The sequence below is a fragment of the Streptomyces sp. CGMCC 4.7035 genome (assembly GCF_031583065.1).
Lineage (GTDB): Bacteria > Actinomycetota > Actinomycetes > Streptomycetales > Streptomycetaceae > Streptomyces > Streptomyces yaanensis.
In genome coordinates this window covers 6,153,976-6,168,342 of record NZ_CP134053.1, presented here as the reverse complement: position 1 = coordinate 6,168,342, position 14,367 = coordinate 6,153,976, and the positions used below count along the sequence as shown (strand labels likewise).

Below are 14,367 nucleotides of genomic sequence, written 5' to 3'. Positions count from 1 at the left end.
CGGTTCCGGAGGACTCCCGAAGGACAACGGAGGGCTACCGAAGGACAGCAACGGAGGACCGGCCAAGGACTGCTGGAGGACAACCGGAGGGGACAACCGGAGGGGACAGGACGGCCCCGGGGTGGCAGACACCCCGGGGCCGTTGCGGCGGAGGAACGAACCTCAGCCGAGGTCTCCCGCCGCCGTGAGCTCCGCGAGCCGCACCAGCGTGCGCACCGCGCTGCCCGTGCCGCCCTTGGGCGTGTAGCCGAACGGCGCCTGCTCGTTGAAGGCCGGGCCGGCGATGTCGAGGTGGGCCCAGGTGATGCCCTCGCCGACGAACTCCTTCAGGAACAGGCCGGCGACCAGGCCGCCGCCCATCCGCTCGCCCATGTTGGCGATGTCGGCCGTGGGGGAGTCCATGCCCTTGCGCAGGTGCTCGGGCAGCGGCATCGGCCAGGAGTCCTCGCCGACCTCCTCGGCGGCCTCGACGATCGCCGTGCGGAACGCGTCGTCGTTGGCCATGACGCCGAAGGTACGGCTGCCCAGCGCCAGGACCATCGCGCCGGTCAGGGTCGCGACGTCCACGATCGCGTCCGGCTGCTCCTCCGAAGCCGCCCACAGCGCGTCAGCGAGGACCAGTCGGCCCTCGGCGTCCGTGTTGAGGACCTCGACGGTCTTGCCGCTGTACATGCGCAGCACGTCACCCGGGCGGGTCGCGGAACCGGAGGGCATGTTCTCGGCCAGGGCGAGCCAGCCGGTGACGTTGACCTCGAGACCGAGCCGGGCGGCGGTCACGACCGCGGCGAAGACCGCCGCGGCGCCGCTCATGTCGCACTTCATCGTCTCGTTGTGGCCGGCCGGCTTGAGGGAGATGCCGCCGGAGTCGTAGGTGATGCCCTTGCCGACGAAGGCCAGGTTCTTGGCCCCCTTGGAGTGCGTGTACGACAGCTTCACCAGACGGGGAGCGGAGGCCGAGCCCGCGCCGACGCCGAGGATGCCGCCGTAGCCGCCCTTGGCCAGCGCCTTCTCGTCGAGCACCTGCACCTTGAGGCCGTGCTCCTTGGCCGCGGTCTGCGCGAGCGCCGCGAAGGCCGCCGGGTTCAGGTCGTTCGGCGGCATGTTGATCAGGTCGCGGGCGCGGTTGAGCTCCTCGGTGACCGCGATGACGCGCTCGACGGCCGCCTTGTACGCCTTGTCGCGGGGCTTGCCGCCGAGCAGGGCGACCTCGGCCAGCGGGGCCTTGCCGTTCTTGGCGTTCTTGCCGTTCTCCTTGTACGCGTCGAAGGCGTACGCGCCGAGCAGCGCGCCCTCGCCGATGGCGCCGGCGTCGGCGGCGTCCGAGATCGGCAGCGCGAAGACGGCCTTCTTCGAACCGGCCAGCGCACGGGCGGCGGCACCGGCGGCGCGGCGCAGCGACTCGGCGGAGAACGCCGCGTCCTTGTTCTCGGCGTCGTCGGCGTCCTCGGTGTTCTCCGGCTCGGCACCGAGGCCCACCGCCAGCACGACGGGCGCCTTGAAGCCGGAGGGCGCGGGCAGCTTCGTCACCTCGCCCTCGGCGCCCGAGGCGCCCAGGGTTTCGAGGATGGCGGCGAGCCTGCCGTCGTACGCCTGGTCCACGGCCTCGGCGCCCGGTGCGAGGACCGGGCCCTCGGCGCCCTTCGCGACACCGACCACGATCGCGTCGGCCCGCAGGCCGGCCGCCGCGGCGGTGCTGAGAGTGAGAGCAGTCACGGTGGTGAAATCTCGCTTCCAATTGAGTTTCGGTGGCCGAACGGATGGGTCGACCGGCCCGGGAACCGACCCTAGATCCCTCCGGCGGCGCGGTCTTCGCCTGGGCAGGGGAGCACCCGGCACGAGCCTACGCGCGGGGGCCGGTTTCGCTCGTTCCGGCCCGTGTTCATCTCGCAGTTGGACCATGGTCATGTGCCACCCCTGACGTCCGGTGAGCTTGGTCACACCTCGGTCCGCAGGCCACGCCCGGCGGCGGTGACCCGCTGGGTCACCCGAGCGACATCACCACCAGCGCGGTCGTCGCCGCGGTCTCCGCGAGAGCGCCGAACACATCGCCCGTCACCCCGCCGAAGCGACGGGTGCAGTGCCGCGACAGCAGGTCCCCGGCCGCGACCGCGACCACCACCGCGGCCGCCGTACGGACGGCCTCGTACGCCCCGGAGAGCATGCCCCCGGCGGCCGCGCCCACGGTGACGGCGGCCGCCACCGCCAGGGCACCGCCCACCGGAACCACTCCCGCGACCGCGGCCCCCAGCCCCTCGGGCCGGGCCGCCGGTACCCCGTCGCGCGCGGCCAGGGTCAGGGCCAGCCGGGCGGCGGTGGCCGAGACGACGGCGGCCAGCGCACCGCGCGCCCAGGAGTCGCCGTAGGCCTCCGCGAGCGCCGCCACCTGCGCGAGCAGCACGAACAGCAGTGTGATCACACCGAACGGTCCGATGTCCGACTGCTTCATGATCCGCAGCGCGTCCTCGGCGGGTTTGCCGCTCCCGAGCCCGTCGGCGGTGTCGGCCAGACCGTCCAGGTGCAGACCCCGGGTGAGCATCGCGGGTACCGCGGCGGAGGCGACGGCGGCGAGCAGCGCCCCGGCACCCGACAGAAGCAGGAGTACTCCGACCGAGGCGGCGATCCCACCGACGACCACCCCGGCGAGGGGCGCCGACAACATCCCGCCCCGCGCGGCTTCCCGGTCCCACCGGGTCACCCGGACGGGCAGCACGGTGAGGGTGCCGAAGGCGAAACGGAGGCCGTGGAGCGGTGGGATCTTGGACACCGGCGCAGAGTACTTGACGTCCTCACCTGCGTAAACGCAGGTGATTCCGGTCTGCACCGCTTCGCGGTGCTCCCTCGGGTTCCTGCTTCATCGACCCCTGCCGCCCGTGAGGGTGGTCTGACAAGGTCTCCACAGGCTTCACGTCCCGCCCGTCCGGCGGTAGGTCCGGCAACTCCGTTGTCGGACAAGGCGATTCTGCCATGACTCCGCGGCCCTCCGGGCCGCTGAGGCAAGGATGCCCAGTGCTCCATCCAGAAGGATGGAGCACTGGGCAAGTGTTCGGTAGCTGCCCCAGTCGCGGGCAGTCGTGCGCAGCGGCACCGCGTCAGCGTCGAGTGGCGCGACCCACCCCTGGCCCACGTCACCCCTGGGCGCCACGCAAGCGAGCAGCAGGACACCACCGCAGGCAGACTGCACCTATGGGCCACTGGCTGGAGCGAAACATCATCGAGCCGGGCAAACTCCCCCTGCTGCTCGCGCTCACCGCCTTCGTGCTGACATTCGCGATCACCCGCGCCATCACCCGCCTCATCCACGCCGGCAAGGGCCCCTTCGGCAACGTCAGGGCCGGCGGCCTGCACATCCACCACGTCGTCCCCGGCGTCGTCCTCACCGTCGTCGGCGGATTCGGCGCGCTCGTCAGCCGTCAGGGCCCCGGCTCCGGCTTCTTCGCGGTCCTCTTCGGCATGGGCGCGGGCCTCGTCCTGGACGAGTTCGCCCTGATCCTGCACCTGGCCGACGTCTACTGGACCGACGAGGGCCGCAAGAGCGTCGAGGTCGTCGTGCTCACGGCGGCCCTGGTCGGCCTGGTCCTCGCCGGATTCGCGCCGTTCGGCGTGAACGACCTGTCCGGGGACGAGGTGCAGGGCCGCGGCAGCGTCATCGCGACCGTCGGCGTGAACTTCCTCTTCTCGCTGCTGGCCCTGAGCAAGGGCAAGGCCCGTACCGCGATCTTCGGCGCGATCGTCCCGCTGGTCGCCATGGTCGGTGCGATCCGTCTGGCCCGCCCCGGCTCACCGTGGGCCAGACGGTTCTACCGCCGCCGCCCGCGCGCCCGCGCCCGGGCCGGCCTGCGGTCCTACCACCACGACAGGCGCTGGGCCGGCCTGAGCCGCAGGGCTCAGGACTTGATCGGCGGCAGACCCGATCCGCACTCCACCGGGCTGCCCGACCACCGGTGAGTCCGCAGGGCCGACATCCCGCACAGCACCAGCACGGCGCCGATCGCGGCGATGTGCTCCTTGCCCGCGAGGTTCTCCTTGACCACGAGCTCCGCGACCATCGTCGCGATCACCACGCCTCCCGTGAGGTACGCGCGGTGGCGCCAGCACAGGAACAGGGCGAGCCCGATCACCGCCGCCGAGGGGCCGGTGTCGACGACCCGCGCGTCCGTCGCGGGCAGCCCCAGGGGATGGTGCGGGCCCAGGTGGATGCCCACGCGCGCGTACAGGGTGCCGGCCAGCGTGGCGACGTACGCGATGCCGAGCGTGCGCCTGAAGCCCAGGCAGATCTCGGCGGCCCCGAACACGAAGAGGATCTGCAGGAGCGCGCCCCACACCGGCAGGTCGAGGGCCGGGACGAAGAGGGAGAGCGGGGTGCGCAGCAGGGCCGCGCGCAGCGGTTCCGCGGCCCGTACGGCCCCGATGTGCTGCACGAACCCGAAGCCCCACGGCTGGTTCTGCACGAACTGCAGGACCGACGTCAGACACACGGCCGCGAGCGTCATCGGTATCGCCCGCCAGGACCGATGTACGAGGGCCTGACGCACGGTCACGTACAGGGGTCCCCATTCGGCACGGGCCAGGCGGGCGAGGGCGTTCATCCAGCGGTCCCCATCCGTCCGTAGGTCCTCATCTGCCGGCGTTCCTCATCTGTGCGACTGAAGGTGCTTGCGGTGCAGCCACTTCGGCAGTCCCGGAGCCTCCAGGAACCCCTCGGCGCGCGCCGAGGCGACGCCGATGCGCAGCAGGTCCGCGCTCTTCTCGAAGAGCAGGAACCGGGGCTCCCAGATGGGCCGGTACTTCGCGTTGGCCCGGTACAGCGACTCGATCTGCCACCAGCGCGAGAAGAAACTGAGCAGCGAACGCCACAGCCGCAGCACCGGTCCGGCGCCGAGCCGCCCACCACGTTCGAAGACGGAACGGAACATGGCGAAGTTGAGTGAAACCTGGGTGATCTCGATCTCCCGGGCGCGGCGCAGCAGTTCGAGCACCATGAACTCCATGAGCCCGTTCTCGGAGTCCCGGTCGCGCCGCATCAGGTCGAGCGAGAGCCCGTACGGCCCCCACGGCACGAAGGACAGCAGTGCCCGCAACTCGCCCTTCGCGTCGGTGCACTGGAGCATCACGCACTGCCCGTCCTCGGGGTCGCCCAGCCGCCCCAGCGCCATGCTGAAGCCGCGCTCGGTGGCCCCGTCGCGCCAGTCGTCGGCCTTCTCCAGGAGGAACGCCATCTCGTCGGCCGGAATGTCCTTGTGGCGCCGGATGCGCACCGAGTACCCGGCGCGCCTGACCCGGTTGTAGGCCTGGCGGACGGTGCGCATGGCCCGCCCTTCGAGGGTGAACTCGGCGACGTCGACGATGGCTTCGTCACCGAGTTCGAGGGCGTCCATGCCGTGCCGCGCGTACACCACCCCGGCCTCCTCGCTCGCGCCCATCACCGCCGGGATCCAGCCGTGCGCGCGCGCCTCGGCGAGCCACGGTTCGATGGCGCCGGGCCATGCCTCCGGGTCGCCGAGCGGATCGCCGGAGGCGAGCGAGACACCGCCGAGGACGCGGTACGCGACGGCCGCCTTGCCGGTGGGCGACCAGATCACGCTCTTCTCCCGCCGCAGCGCGAAGTACCCGAGCGAGTCACGCTCGCCGTGTCCGTCGAGCAGGAGGCGCAGCCGCTTCTCGTCGTCCTCGGTGATCGGGTCGACGGCTCGCCGGGAGCGGAAGGCGGCGTACAGGACGGCGAGGACGAGCAGCGTGCTGAACACGTTGACGGCGACGTTGACCCAGTTCGGGGTGGAGATCCCCGGGTAGTGCGAGTCGTCGGCGGCGACCGAGACGAGCCGCAGGGTGCCGTAGCGCCAGCGCTCCAGGAAGGTCGAACGGTGGGCGTCGTGCGCGGAGTTGGTGACGGTCACCAGGAGTGTGGCGAGCAGCGAGGAGGCGAGCAGACCGCCGACGGCGACGACGGCGGCGAGCCGGGGATTGGACCGGTCGCCCTTGGCGTAGAACTCCCGCCGCCCGACCAGGAGCGAGCCGACGAAGGCCGCGGTGAGGACCAGGGAGATCCAGTTCTGCGCGTACTGCCGGATCTCGGGGAAGGTCATGGCGAAGGCGAACAGCAGCAGGAACGGCCCGCTGAGCACGAGGTTGAGGATCCATGCGGCCCGCTTGCGCCGCCGCATGGTGACGGCGAGGAACATCGTGAACACGCCGGAGGCGAAACCCGCGGTCAGCAGGTAGGGCGTGAAGAAGTTCTCCTGGTTGTGCCGCCGCACGTCCTGCCCGAGGGAGACCCACACGGCGGAGAGGAAGTTGATGAAGGTGACGGCGCGCAGATACCAGACGGCGCACGCGGCGGCCCTCAGGGAGGCCCGACCGGACCGCCGCTCCTCGCCCCCCGACCGAACCGTGCGTTCCCGTTCCGCAGTAAACCGGGCATCTCCCATGAAGGGCGATGATATGGGGCGCTTGGGGGTATGCGGGGGACCGGTACAAGGCAGAATCCGGCCGGTCGGCTACTCCTCCTCCGTCACTTCCTCCGCCACTTCCTCCGTCACTTCCTCTGCCTCCTCCTGCTTCTCCGGAGCCTCCGGAAGCTCCGCCGCCAGCGCGGCGGCCGCCCGCACCAGCGGCAGCGCCAGCAGCGCCCCGGCCCCCTCGCCGACGGTCACGCCGTGGTCGAGGAGCGGCTCCAGCGCCATCCGGTCCAGTGCCTTCGCCTGGGCCGGCTCCCCGCTGTTCTGCCCGGCCAGCCACCAGTCCGGCGCACGGAACGCGACGCGCTGACCCACCAGCGCGCACGCCGCCGACACGACCCCGTCCAGGATCACCGGGGTCTTGCGCACGGCGCACTGAAGCAGGAAGCCGGTGATCGCGGCCAGATCGGCCCCGCCGACCGCCGCCAGCAACTGCAACTGGTCGCCCAGCACAGGCCTGGCCCGCCGCAACGCGTCCCGGACGGCCGCGCACTTGCGCATCCAGGTGAGGTCGTCGATCGCCACGCCGCCGCGCCCGGTCACCACGGACGCGTCCGTCCCGCACAGCGCCGCGATCAGCACGGCCGCCGGCGTCGTCCCGCCGACGCTCACATCGCCGAGGACCACCAGGTCCGTCCCGGCGTCCGCCTCCTCGTCCGCGATCGCCATCCCCGCGCGGAACGCCGCCTCCGCCTCCTCGGGCGTGAGCGCGTCCTCGATGTCGATGCGCCCGCTGCCGCGCCGCACCCGGTGTCGTACGACGTCCTCGGGCAGTTCGTCGGGATCGCAGTCGAGCGCCATGTCGACCACGCGCACCGGCACGTTCAGCTGCCGGGCCAGGATCGACGAGGGGGCGGCGCCCTCCAGCAGCGCCCGCACCAGCCGGTCCGCGCTGCCCGCGGGCCGGACCGACACACCGAGTGAGGCGATGCCGTGGTCGCCCGCGAACAGCACCACGCGAGGCCGCTCGATCGGCCGCACCGGAACGGCGGACTGCGCGGCCGCCAGCCACTCACCCAGGTCGTCGAGGCGGCCCAGTGCCCCGGGCGGCACGATCTGACGCTCCCGGCGCGCCTCCGCGTCGCGGCGCACCCCACCGTCGGGGCGCTCGATCAGATCGGTGAAGTCGTCGAGATTAAGCGAGCTCATTCGCCGAACAGTACCGGCAGTGATCGAGCGCGGCGGCGCCACGTCGACGGCACGTCATTGCACCCGTGAGGGAGATCCCGTACGTACCGTTTAGGTACGTATTGTCGTGCGCCGTCCTCCGCGTCGTACGCCCTCGTCGTCACACGGTCGTACGCCGCCCCAGCCGTCCTGTTCCCGCCACCACCAGGAGCCGCCCCCATGTCCCCGACCCCGCAGCCGGACGCCGCGCGCCGCGCCTACTGCCTCGGTGAACTCGCCCAGGGCACCGACCGGTTCCACGAGCCCCGCCGCGACGACTGCCCGTGGTGCGGATCCCAGCGGCTGCGCACCCGGCTGCGTACCCCGGACCTGGTGGAGCACAAGCCGGGCACGTTCGCCGTCGACGAGTGCCGGGACTGCGCGCACGCCTTCCAGAACCCCCGCCTCACCGCCGAGGGCCTCGCCTTCTACCACCACGACTTCCACGAGGGCCACCCGAGACTGGACGGCTTCGCCGAGCGCATCCTCGCCGCCCGCGGCTCCGCCCGGCGCCACCGGGCCGCGGCCCGCGCGATGCTGCCCTTCCCGGAACCGGAGAGCTGGCTCGACGTCGGCACCGGCCACGGCCACTTTCCCCAGGCAGCCAGGGAGGTTTACCCGTACACGTCCTTCGACGGTCTCGACCCCACCCGGCGCGTCGAGAAGGCGCAGGCCGCGGGCCGTATCGAGGAGGCACACCGCGGCCACCTGACCGACCCGGAGATCCTCGCGCGGCTGCGCTCCCGCTACGACGTCGTCAGCATGTTCCATCACCTGGAACACACCCGCGACCCGCGCGCCGAACTGCGTGCCGCCCTGACGGTGCTGCGGCCCGGCGGCCATCTGCTCATCGAAGTACCGGACCCCGACTGCGCGTTCGGCGCGCTGCTCGGCAAGTGGTGGGTGTCCTACGGCCAGCCGCGCCACCTCCATCTGATGCCGCTGGACAACCTGCTGGCCGAGCTGGAGTCCCTCGGCTGCGTGATCGTCACCACCGACCGCCGCGAGCCGCACACGCCGTACGACATCACGGGCGCCCTGACGCTGGCGCTTGCCCACGTCCTGCCGGCCCCGGACGCGCCGTGGCGGGCGGTTCCGCCGTCGGGGCTCCAGCGTGGGCTGCGTACCGCCCTGATGGGGGTCACCACACCACTGGTGGCGACGGCCACCGCGCTGGACCACACGCTGGCACCGCTGCTGCGGCGTACCTGCTTCTCGAACGCCTACCGGATCATCGCCCGCCGGTCCCAGTCAGCCGCGTAGCGCCAGCGCCTGCCCGGCCACCACCAGCAACACGTGCTCGCACTCCGTCGCGAACGCCGTGTTCAGGCGGCCCAGTTCGTCACGGTAGCGGCGGCCGGACGCGGTCGCGGGGACGATGCCCGAGCCGACCTCGTTCGAGACGGCCACGACCGTCCGGCGCGTGGCCCGAACCGCCGCCGTGAGTTCCTCCACCCGTGCCCGCAGCACCCGCTCGCCGCCGCCGGCCCACTCCGCGTCGTCCCACGCGTTCACCGCGTCCATCGCGTCGGTCAGCCACAGCGACAGACAGTCGATCAGCAGCGGCGGCCCGTCCTCCGCCAGCAGCGGTAGGAGGTCGCAGGTCTCGGCGGTGTGCCAGGACCCGGGCCGCCGTTCCCGGTGCGTGGCCACCCGTGCCGCCCACTCCGTGTCCCCGTTCCGCGACCCGCCCGTCGCCACGTACAGCACGTCCGGGAACGCCTCCAGGCGCCGCTCGGCCTCCACCGACTTGCCCGACCGCGCCCCGCCGAGCACGAGCGTGCGCCGCGGCACGTCCGGCACGTCGTCGTATCCGCCCACGGTCAGCGTCGTCCCGTCCGGCACCGCCCGCGCCCCCGCCGCCGCGAGGCGCCGCCGCAGCTCGGCGCCCGGCGGCACATCGTGGTCGAGGTGGGCGGCGACGACGTCCGTGGCCGGCCCGATCGCCCCCACCGCCCGCAGCTTCGCCAGCGCGTCCGGCCGGCCCACGACGTCGGCGATCACCATGTCGTACGTCGGGGCCGGCTCCTCAAGACCCGCGGGCGCCCCGCCCGGCGGCAGATACAGCAGCCGCAGCCCGTCCGGCCCGGTCACGGCGTACCCCGTGCCCGGCGAGTCCATCGCGAGGGCCCGCACCCGGTGCCCGGTCAGCAGCGCCAACTCCCGGCCGTCCGCCACCCGCCCGGGCTGCGGCAGGCCCGCCGGGACCTCGACCGGGGGCCCGTCGTGCGGGTGCGACAGTAGCGCCTGCCGCACCCCGGCCAGCGAGTGCCCGGCGCGCGCGGCCGCGAACGCCGCGCCCGGCGTGAGGTCCAGCAACAGCGTCCCGTCCACGAGCACGGCGGTCGCCGCCCGCGCCTCCTGACCGAGCGCACGCGCGCAGGCCGCACAGGGACAGTCGGGGCGGGGGAGTCCCGCGGGGGCACCGGTGCCGAGCAGAGTCACGTCCACGGACCTGATTTTCCCGTGTCCCCGCAGGTCTTGCGCGTCCGGCTAGGCTCAGTGCAGCGGCGGGACCAAGATCCGGCTGCTGCTCTGCATGTGCTCACACTTGGAGGCGTACATGGCGGCATGGACGTGGCGGTTCGAGAAGGCCGACGGGGCGGAGGTCCAGCCCGCGGTCACGCCCGAGGAGTTCACCACGCAGGGGGACGCCGAGTCCTGGATCGGGGAGCACTGGAAGGATCTGCTGGCCGGCGGCGCCGACCAGGTGCGGCTGTTCGAGGACACCACCGAGATCTACGGTCCGATGAGCCTGCACGCCGAGGACGCGTAGCCCCTCCTTTTTTGGCTCGTTCGCCTACGGGGCGCCTGAGCCGGTGCCGAGAGCACGACCGTGCTCAGCGCTTCGCGCCGCTCCCCTTTTTTGGCTCGTTCGCCTACGGGGCGCCTGAGCCGGTGCCGAGAGCACGACCGTGCTCAGCGCTTCGCGCCTCCGCGCGCTCGCACTCTCGGCACCGGCGCGCCCCTATGGCTCACTCGCGCCCTCGCCCACCGGCCCTCACTGTTCGCCCAACGTCACGTCGACGGTCTTCCGGCTGCCGTTCCGGGTGTACGTCACCGTCGTTTTCTGCCCCGGCTTGTCGTTGGCGAGCGCCTCGGCGAGTGACGTGGTCGTGGTGATGTCCGTGTCACCCAGCCTGATGATGATGTCCCCGGCGCTCAGGCCGGCCTGGTCGGCCGCGCCGCCGTCCTTGACGTCGACCACCGCCACCCCGGCCGGCTGGTAGTTGCCGTTCACCACCGTGCGGGCGGTGATGTCGAGTGCGGCCCGCCCCGAGTCGGTGACCTTGCCCTTCTCGACGATCTGGTCGGCGATCCCCTTCACCGTGGACGCCGGGATCGCGAACCCGATGCCGGGCGCCGCGCTGCCCCCGAGCCCGGGATCGAGCGCGGCGAGCGTCGGGATGCCGATGACCTGGGCGTCGAGATTGACCAGCGCGCCCCCGCTGTTGCCCGGGTTGATCGCGGCCGAGGTCTGCACCATGTTCGCGATGGTGGCGCCCGTCCGTCCGTCCTCGCTCCCCTCGGTGACGGTCCGTCCGGTCGCCGACACGATCCCCTGGGTCACGCTCGACGACAGCCCCAGCGGCGAGCCCATGGCCAGGACGATCTGCCCCACCTGCACCTTGGGCGAGTCCGCGAAGACGGCCGCCTTCAGCCCCGCCGGCACCTTGTCCAGCTTGATGACGGCCAGGTCCTGGCCCGGGTACGAGGAGACGAGGCTCGCGGTGAGCGCGTTCTCGCTGTTGGCGGTGGTCACCCGGAACGTCTTCTCGTTCCCGACCACGTGCGCGTTGGTGACGATGTGACCCTTGTCGTCGTACACCACACCGGACCCGAGAGAACTGCCGGCCTGGATCTGCACGACCGACGACAGCACGTCCTTGATCACCCTCTGGTACGCGTTCTGCAGATCGCCGGCCGTCGTGGGCGCGGCGGTCGGCCTGCTCGTCGGGGCGTCCTTCTTCGTCTCCTTCTCCGAGGAGTCGGTGCAGCCGCCGAGCAGGACGAGGGAGCAGACGACGAGGGGAGCACACAGCCGAAGGGCACGGGAACGGGAAGCCTTCATGCCCCGAGTGTCGATTGGGGCCCGTCGTCCCGCTTTCCCGGTACGCCCGAACGGGCTCGGCACACCCGAAAGGGTTACCCGTGGCTACCGGAGGTGCCGAACCGTCCTCAGCCCCGCACTCCGCACAGATGCAGCAACGCCGCGACCCCGCGATAGGGATCGGTCTTCCCGGCCCGCTCCTCGGCCGCCAGCAGCGTCTCGACATCGGCGGGCGGCTCCGCGTCGTCCGCCGCCGTATCGGTGAAGACCCGCACCCCGTACCACGCGTGCAGCGGCGCTCCGATCCCCGCCAGCGTCGCCGTCAACGCCTCCAGCCGGTCCGCGCGCACGTCGAGCCCCAGCCGGTTCGTGTACGACAGCGTGTCGAACGCGCCCAGCGCGGCCGTCCAGTCCCCGGACAGCCCCGGCCGCATCGCCAGCGCGTCCCCGTTCCGTACGAGCAGGGAGAGCAGCCCGCCGGGGGCGAGCATCCGGGCGAGCCCCGCCAGCAGGGCGTCCGGCTCCTCGACGTACATCAGCACGCCGTGGCACAGCACCACATCGAAGCTGCCCGGCAGGAAGTGCACGCCGGTGTCCTGGCCGTCGCCCTGGACGAGCCGTACCCGCTCCCGGATGCCTTCCGGCTCGCCGCACAGGGCCTCGCGGGCCGCGGCGATCATGCGGGAGTCCTGTTCGACCCCCGTCACCTGATGCCCGGCCCGGGCCAGACGCAGCGCCTGTGTGCCCTGGCCCATCCCCACGTCGAGCACCCGCAGCCGCTGCCCGACCGGGAACCGTGCCGCGATCTGCTCGTCGAGCTGCCGGGCCACCAGCTCCTGCCGTACGACATCGCGCAGACCGCCCAGCTTGCTCAGCCAGGCATCTGCCGCACCCCCGGAGAAAGCCGTCGTGCTCAGGGCCGCTCTCCGCGCTTGACCTGCGGCTTCGGCAGCCGGAGTCGGCGCATCTGCAGGGAGCGCATCAGCGCGTAGGCGATCACGCCCCGCTTGTTCTGGTCCGCGAAGCGCTCGTTCAGCTGCTTCCTCAGCCGGAACGCCGAGAAGATCGAGTCCAGCACGATCAGGACGATCACGACCAGCCACAGCAGCAGTGCGATGCTCTGCAGCGCGCCCACCCGCACCACGCTCAGCACGAGGATGATCACGGCCAGCGGCAGGAAGAACTCCGCGATGTTGAGCCGCGAGTCGACGAAGTCACGGGCGAACTTGCGGACCGGGCCCTTGTCCCGCGCCGGCAGATAGCGCTCGTCACCGCCGGCCAGCGCCTGGCGCTGCTTCTCCAGCTGGACGCGGCGCTCCTCGCGCTGCCGCTTGGCGGCGTCCTTGCGGGTCGTCGGCGTGTTGGCGACGCTGCGGCGCTGGGCCTGCGCCTCACTGCGCTTCGGGGTGGGCCGGCCCTTGGGGGCCTGCGGGTCACGGGGCTGCTTGGAGTCGGTCACCGGCGCCTTGTCGGCGACCTGGGCCTTCTCTTCCTTGGCACGGCTACGGAACACAAAACCCAAGGGTACGGGGTACCCCCGCATGGACCCCAGCCGAGTGGGGAACGATCCGGCAACAGCGGTCGTCTGTACTGGGACAGAGGGGCCTCAAAAGGAAGACCGAAGGAAGACCGAAGGAAGACCGCCGACGTTCTTCCGGAGGCCGGCTGAGGGAATCCGGGAGCCACCCCGTACGTAACCTCGGGGGACACCTACTCCCTACGCCGGAGCGGGACCGTACGCAGTCGTCCTTGGGGATGACCGCATCCGTCCCCGAACAGTGCGGTAATGGATGCAGGGCCCGTACTGTGGGTCCTGTCGCAGACCTGTGAGCTGGAGTCGGTCAGAAGGGGGCGCGCGAAGCCCATGAGCGGTGTCATGAAGCGTATGGGGATGATCTTCCGCGCGAAGGCGAACAAGGCCCTTGACCGGGCCGAGGACCCGCGCGAGACCCTCGATTACTCGTACCAGAAGCAGCTGGAGCTGCTCCAGAAGGTGCGCCGCGGCGTCGCGGACGTGGCGACCAGCCGCAAGCGCCTGGAGCTGCAGCTCAACCAGCTCCAGAACCAGTCCTCCAAGCTCGAGGACCAGGGCCGCAAGGCGCTCGCGCTCGGTCGCGAGGACCTGGCCCGCGAGGCGCTGTCCCGGCGCGCCGCGCTCCAGCAGCAGGTGACGGACCTGGAGACCCAGCACCAGACCCTGCAGGGCGAGGAGGAGAAGCTCACCCTGGCGGCCCAGCGCCTCCAGGCGAAGGTGGACGCCTTCCGCACCAAGAAGGAAACCATCAAGGCGACGTACACGGCGGCCCAGGCGCAGACCCGGATCGGTGAGGCCTTCTCCGGCATCTCCGAGGAGATGGGCGACGTCGGCCTGGCCATCCAGCGGGCCGAGGACAAGACGGCGCAGCTCCAGGCCCGGGCCGGCGCGATCGACGAACTCCTGGCCTCCGGCGCCCTGGACGACCCCTCCGGCATGGCGAAGGACGACATCCAGGCCGAGCTGGACCGGCTCTCCGGTGGTACTGATGTGGAGCTGGAACTGCAGCGCATGAAGGCGGAGCTGGCCGGAGGCTCCTCCGAGCAGCGGCAGGCGATCGAGGGCGGCACGGGCCAGGGGCAGAACCGGTCCCAGCCGCAGGACACCCCGCGCTTCGACAAGCAGTAACCCGATCGTCTCATCCACCGGGTCCCACGCCT

13 protein-coding genes are annotated in these 14,367 nt (G+C 71.9%); 4 read left to right on the top strand and 9 right to left on the bottom strand.

Annotated elements, in window-relative coordinates; all coding sequences use genetic code 11:
- Positions 1–162: 162 nt before the first annotated feature.
- Both Q2K21_RS27050 and Q2K21_RS27045 read right to left on the bottom strand, forming a co-directional pair.
- Positions 163–1,713: a leucyl aminopeptidase gene (locus tag Q2K21_RS27050; protein ID WP_310775957.1), complete on the bottom strand. Its 1,551-nt coding sequence runs from the start codon at positions 1,711–1,713 to the stop codon at positions 163–165.
- Between the two features lie 268 nt (positions 1,714–1,981).
- Positions 1,982–2,764, bottom strand: a complete 783-nt coding sequence (locus Q2K21_RS27045; RefSeq protein WP_310775955.1) for an adenosylcobinamide-GDP ribazoletransferase — start codon at positions 2,762–2,764, stop codon at positions 1,982–1,984.
- A 419-nt stretch (positions 2,765–3,183) separates the two neighbouring features.
- Here Q2K21_RS27045 and Q2K21_RS27040 point away from each other — a divergent pair, with 419 nt between their 5' ends.
- Entirely contained in the window at positions 3,184–3,945 is a 762-nt protein-coding gene (locus Q2K21_RS27040) for a hypothetical protein (protein WP_310775953.1), read from the top strand.
- Here the strand turns inward: Q2K21_RS27040 and Q2K21_RS27035 are convergent.
- The 3 genes from Q2K21_RS27035 to cobT form a co-directional block, all read right to left on the bottom strand.
- Positions 3,885–4,586, bottom strand: a complete 702-nt coding sequence (locus Q2K21_RS27035) for a hypothetical protein (protein ID WP_310775951.1) — start codon at positions 4,584–4,586, stop codon at positions 3,885–3,887. The two genes, Q2K21_RS27040 and Q2K21_RS27035, sit on opposite strands and share 61 nt — an antisense overlap.
- A gap of 45 nt (positions 4,587–4,631) precedes the next feature.
- Positions 4,632–6,425, bottom strand: a complete 1,794-nt coding sequence (locus Q2K21_RS27030) for a phosphatidylglycerol lysyltransferase domain-containing protein (protein WP_310775950.1) — start codon at positions 6,423–6,425, stop codon at positions 4,632–4,634.
- 69 nt (positions 6,426–6,494) lie between these two features.
- Positions 6,495–7,604 (bottom strand): nicotinate-nucleotide--dimethylbenzimidazole phosphoribosyltransferase, encoded by a 1,110-nt coding sequence (gene cobT / locus Q2K21_RS27025; protein WP_310775948.1) that lies wholly within the window; start codon positions 7,602–7,604, stop codon positions 6,495–6,497.
- Between the two features lie 198 nt (positions 7,605–7,802).
- Here cobT and Q2K21_RS27020 point away from each other — a divergent pair, with 198 nt between their 5' ends.
- The gene (locus Q2K21_RS27020) at positions 7,803–8,885 is read left to right on the top strand and encodes a class I SAM-dependent methyltransferase (RefSeq protein ID WP_310775946.1); all 1,083 of its coding nucleotides are present in this window, start codon (positions 7,803–7,805) and stop codon (positions 8,883–8,885) included.
- Here Q2K21_RS27020 and Q2K21_RS27015 read toward each other — a convergent pair.
- Positions 8,874–10,073, bottom strand: coding sequence for a bifunctional adenosylcobinamide kinase/adenosylcobinamide-phosphate guanylyltransferase (locus Q2K21_RS27015; RefSeq protein WP_310775944.1), 1,200 nt, complete (start codon positions 10,071–10,073; stop codon positions 8,874–8,876). The two genes, Q2K21_RS27020 and Q2K21_RS27015, sit on opposite strands and share 12 nt — an antisense overlap.
- A gap of 112 nt (positions 10,074–10,185) precedes the next feature.
- Here Q2K21_RS27015 and Q2K21_RS27010 point away from each other — a divergent pair, with 112 nt between their 5' ends.
- Entirely contained in the window at positions 10,186–10,398 is a 213-nt protein-coding gene (locus Q2K21_RS27010; RefSeq protein WP_310775942.1) for a hypothetical protein, read from the top strand.
- 225 nt (positions 10,399–10,623) lie between these two features.
- On the opposite strand, the gene Q2K21_RS27005 is transcribed toward Q2K21_RS27010, so the two are convergent.
- The 3 genes from Q2K21_RS27005 to Q2K21_RS26995 all read right to left on the bottom strand — a co-directional run bounded on the left by Q2K21_RS27005 (position 10,624) and on the right by Q2K21_RS26995 (position 13,216).
- Positions 10,624–11,694: a S1C family serine protease gene (locus tag Q2K21_RS27005; RefSeq protein WP_310775940.1), complete on the bottom strand. Its 1,071-nt coding sequence runs from the start codon at positions 11,692–11,694 to the stop codon at positions 10,624–10,626.
- Positions 11,695–11,801: 107 nt separating this feature from the next.
- The gene (locus Q2K21_RS27000; protein ID WP_310775938.1) at positions 11,802–12,503 is read right to left on the bottom strand and encodes a class I SAM-dependent methyltransferase; all 702 of its coding nucleotides are present in this window, start codon (positions 12,501–12,503) and stop codon (positions 11,802–11,804) included.
- A gap of 83 nt (positions 12,504–12,586) precedes the next feature.
- On the bottom strand, positions 12,587–13,216 hold the full coding sequence (locus Q2K21_RS26995; RefSeq protein ID WP_310775936.1) for a DUF3043 domain-containing protein: 630 nt from the start codon (positions 13,214–13,216) through the stop codon (positions 12,587–12,589).
- A gap of 321 nt (positions 13,217–13,537) precedes the next feature.
- Here Q2K21_RS26995 and Q2K21_RS26990 point away from each other — a divergent pair, with 321 nt between their 5' ends.
- Positions 13,538–14,335, top strand: a complete 798-nt coding sequence (locus Q2K21_RS26990) for a PspA/IM30 family protein (RefSeq protein WP_310775935.1) — start codon at positions 13,538–13,540, stop codon at positions 14,333–14,335.
- Positions 14,336–14,367: the final 32 nt, after the last annotated feature.

What these genes read in the sequence shown, in the direction of transcription:
- Q2K21_RS26990 (WP_310775935.1), top strand. Translation starts at nt 13,538, where the DNA reads ATGAGCGGTGTCATGAAGCGTATGGGGATGATCTTCCGCGCGAAGGCG.
- cobT (WP_310775948.1), bottom strand. Translation starts at nt 7,604, where the DNA reads ATGAGCTCGCTTAATCTCGACGACTTCACCGATCTGATCGAGCGCCCC.
- Q2K21_RS27030 (WP_310775950.1), bottom strand. Translation starts at nt 6,425, where the DNA reads ATGGGAGATGCCCGGTTTACTGCGGAACGGGAACGCACGGTTCGGTCG.
- Q2K21_RS27010 (WP_310775942.1), top strand. Translation starts at nt 10,186, where the DNA reads ATGGCGGCATGGACGTGGCGGTTCGAGAAGGCCGACGGGGCGGAGGTC.
- Q2K21_RS27020 (WP_310775946.1), top strand. Translation starts at nt 7,803, where the DNA reads ATGTCCCCGACCCCGCAGCCGGACGCCGCGCGCCGCGCCTACTGCCTC.
- Q2K21_RS27005 (WP_310775940.1), bottom strand. Translation starts at nt 11,694, where the DNA reads ATGAAGGCTTCCCGTTCCCGTGCCCTTCGGCTGTGTGCTCCCCTCGTC.
- Q2K21_RS27035 (WP_310775951.1), bottom strand. Translation starts at nt 4,586, where the DNA reads ATGAACGCCCTCGCCCGCCTGGCCCGTGCCGAATGGGGACCCCTGTAC.
- Q2K21_RS26995 (WP_310775936.1), bottom strand. Translation starts at nt 13,216, where the DNA reads ATGCGGGGGTACCCCGTACCCTTGGGTTTTGTGTTCCGTAGCCGTGCC.
- Q2K21_RS27040 (WP_310775953.1), top strand. Translation starts at nt 3,184, where the DNA reads ATGGGCCACTGGCTGGAGCGAAACATCATCGAGCCGGGCAAACTCCCC.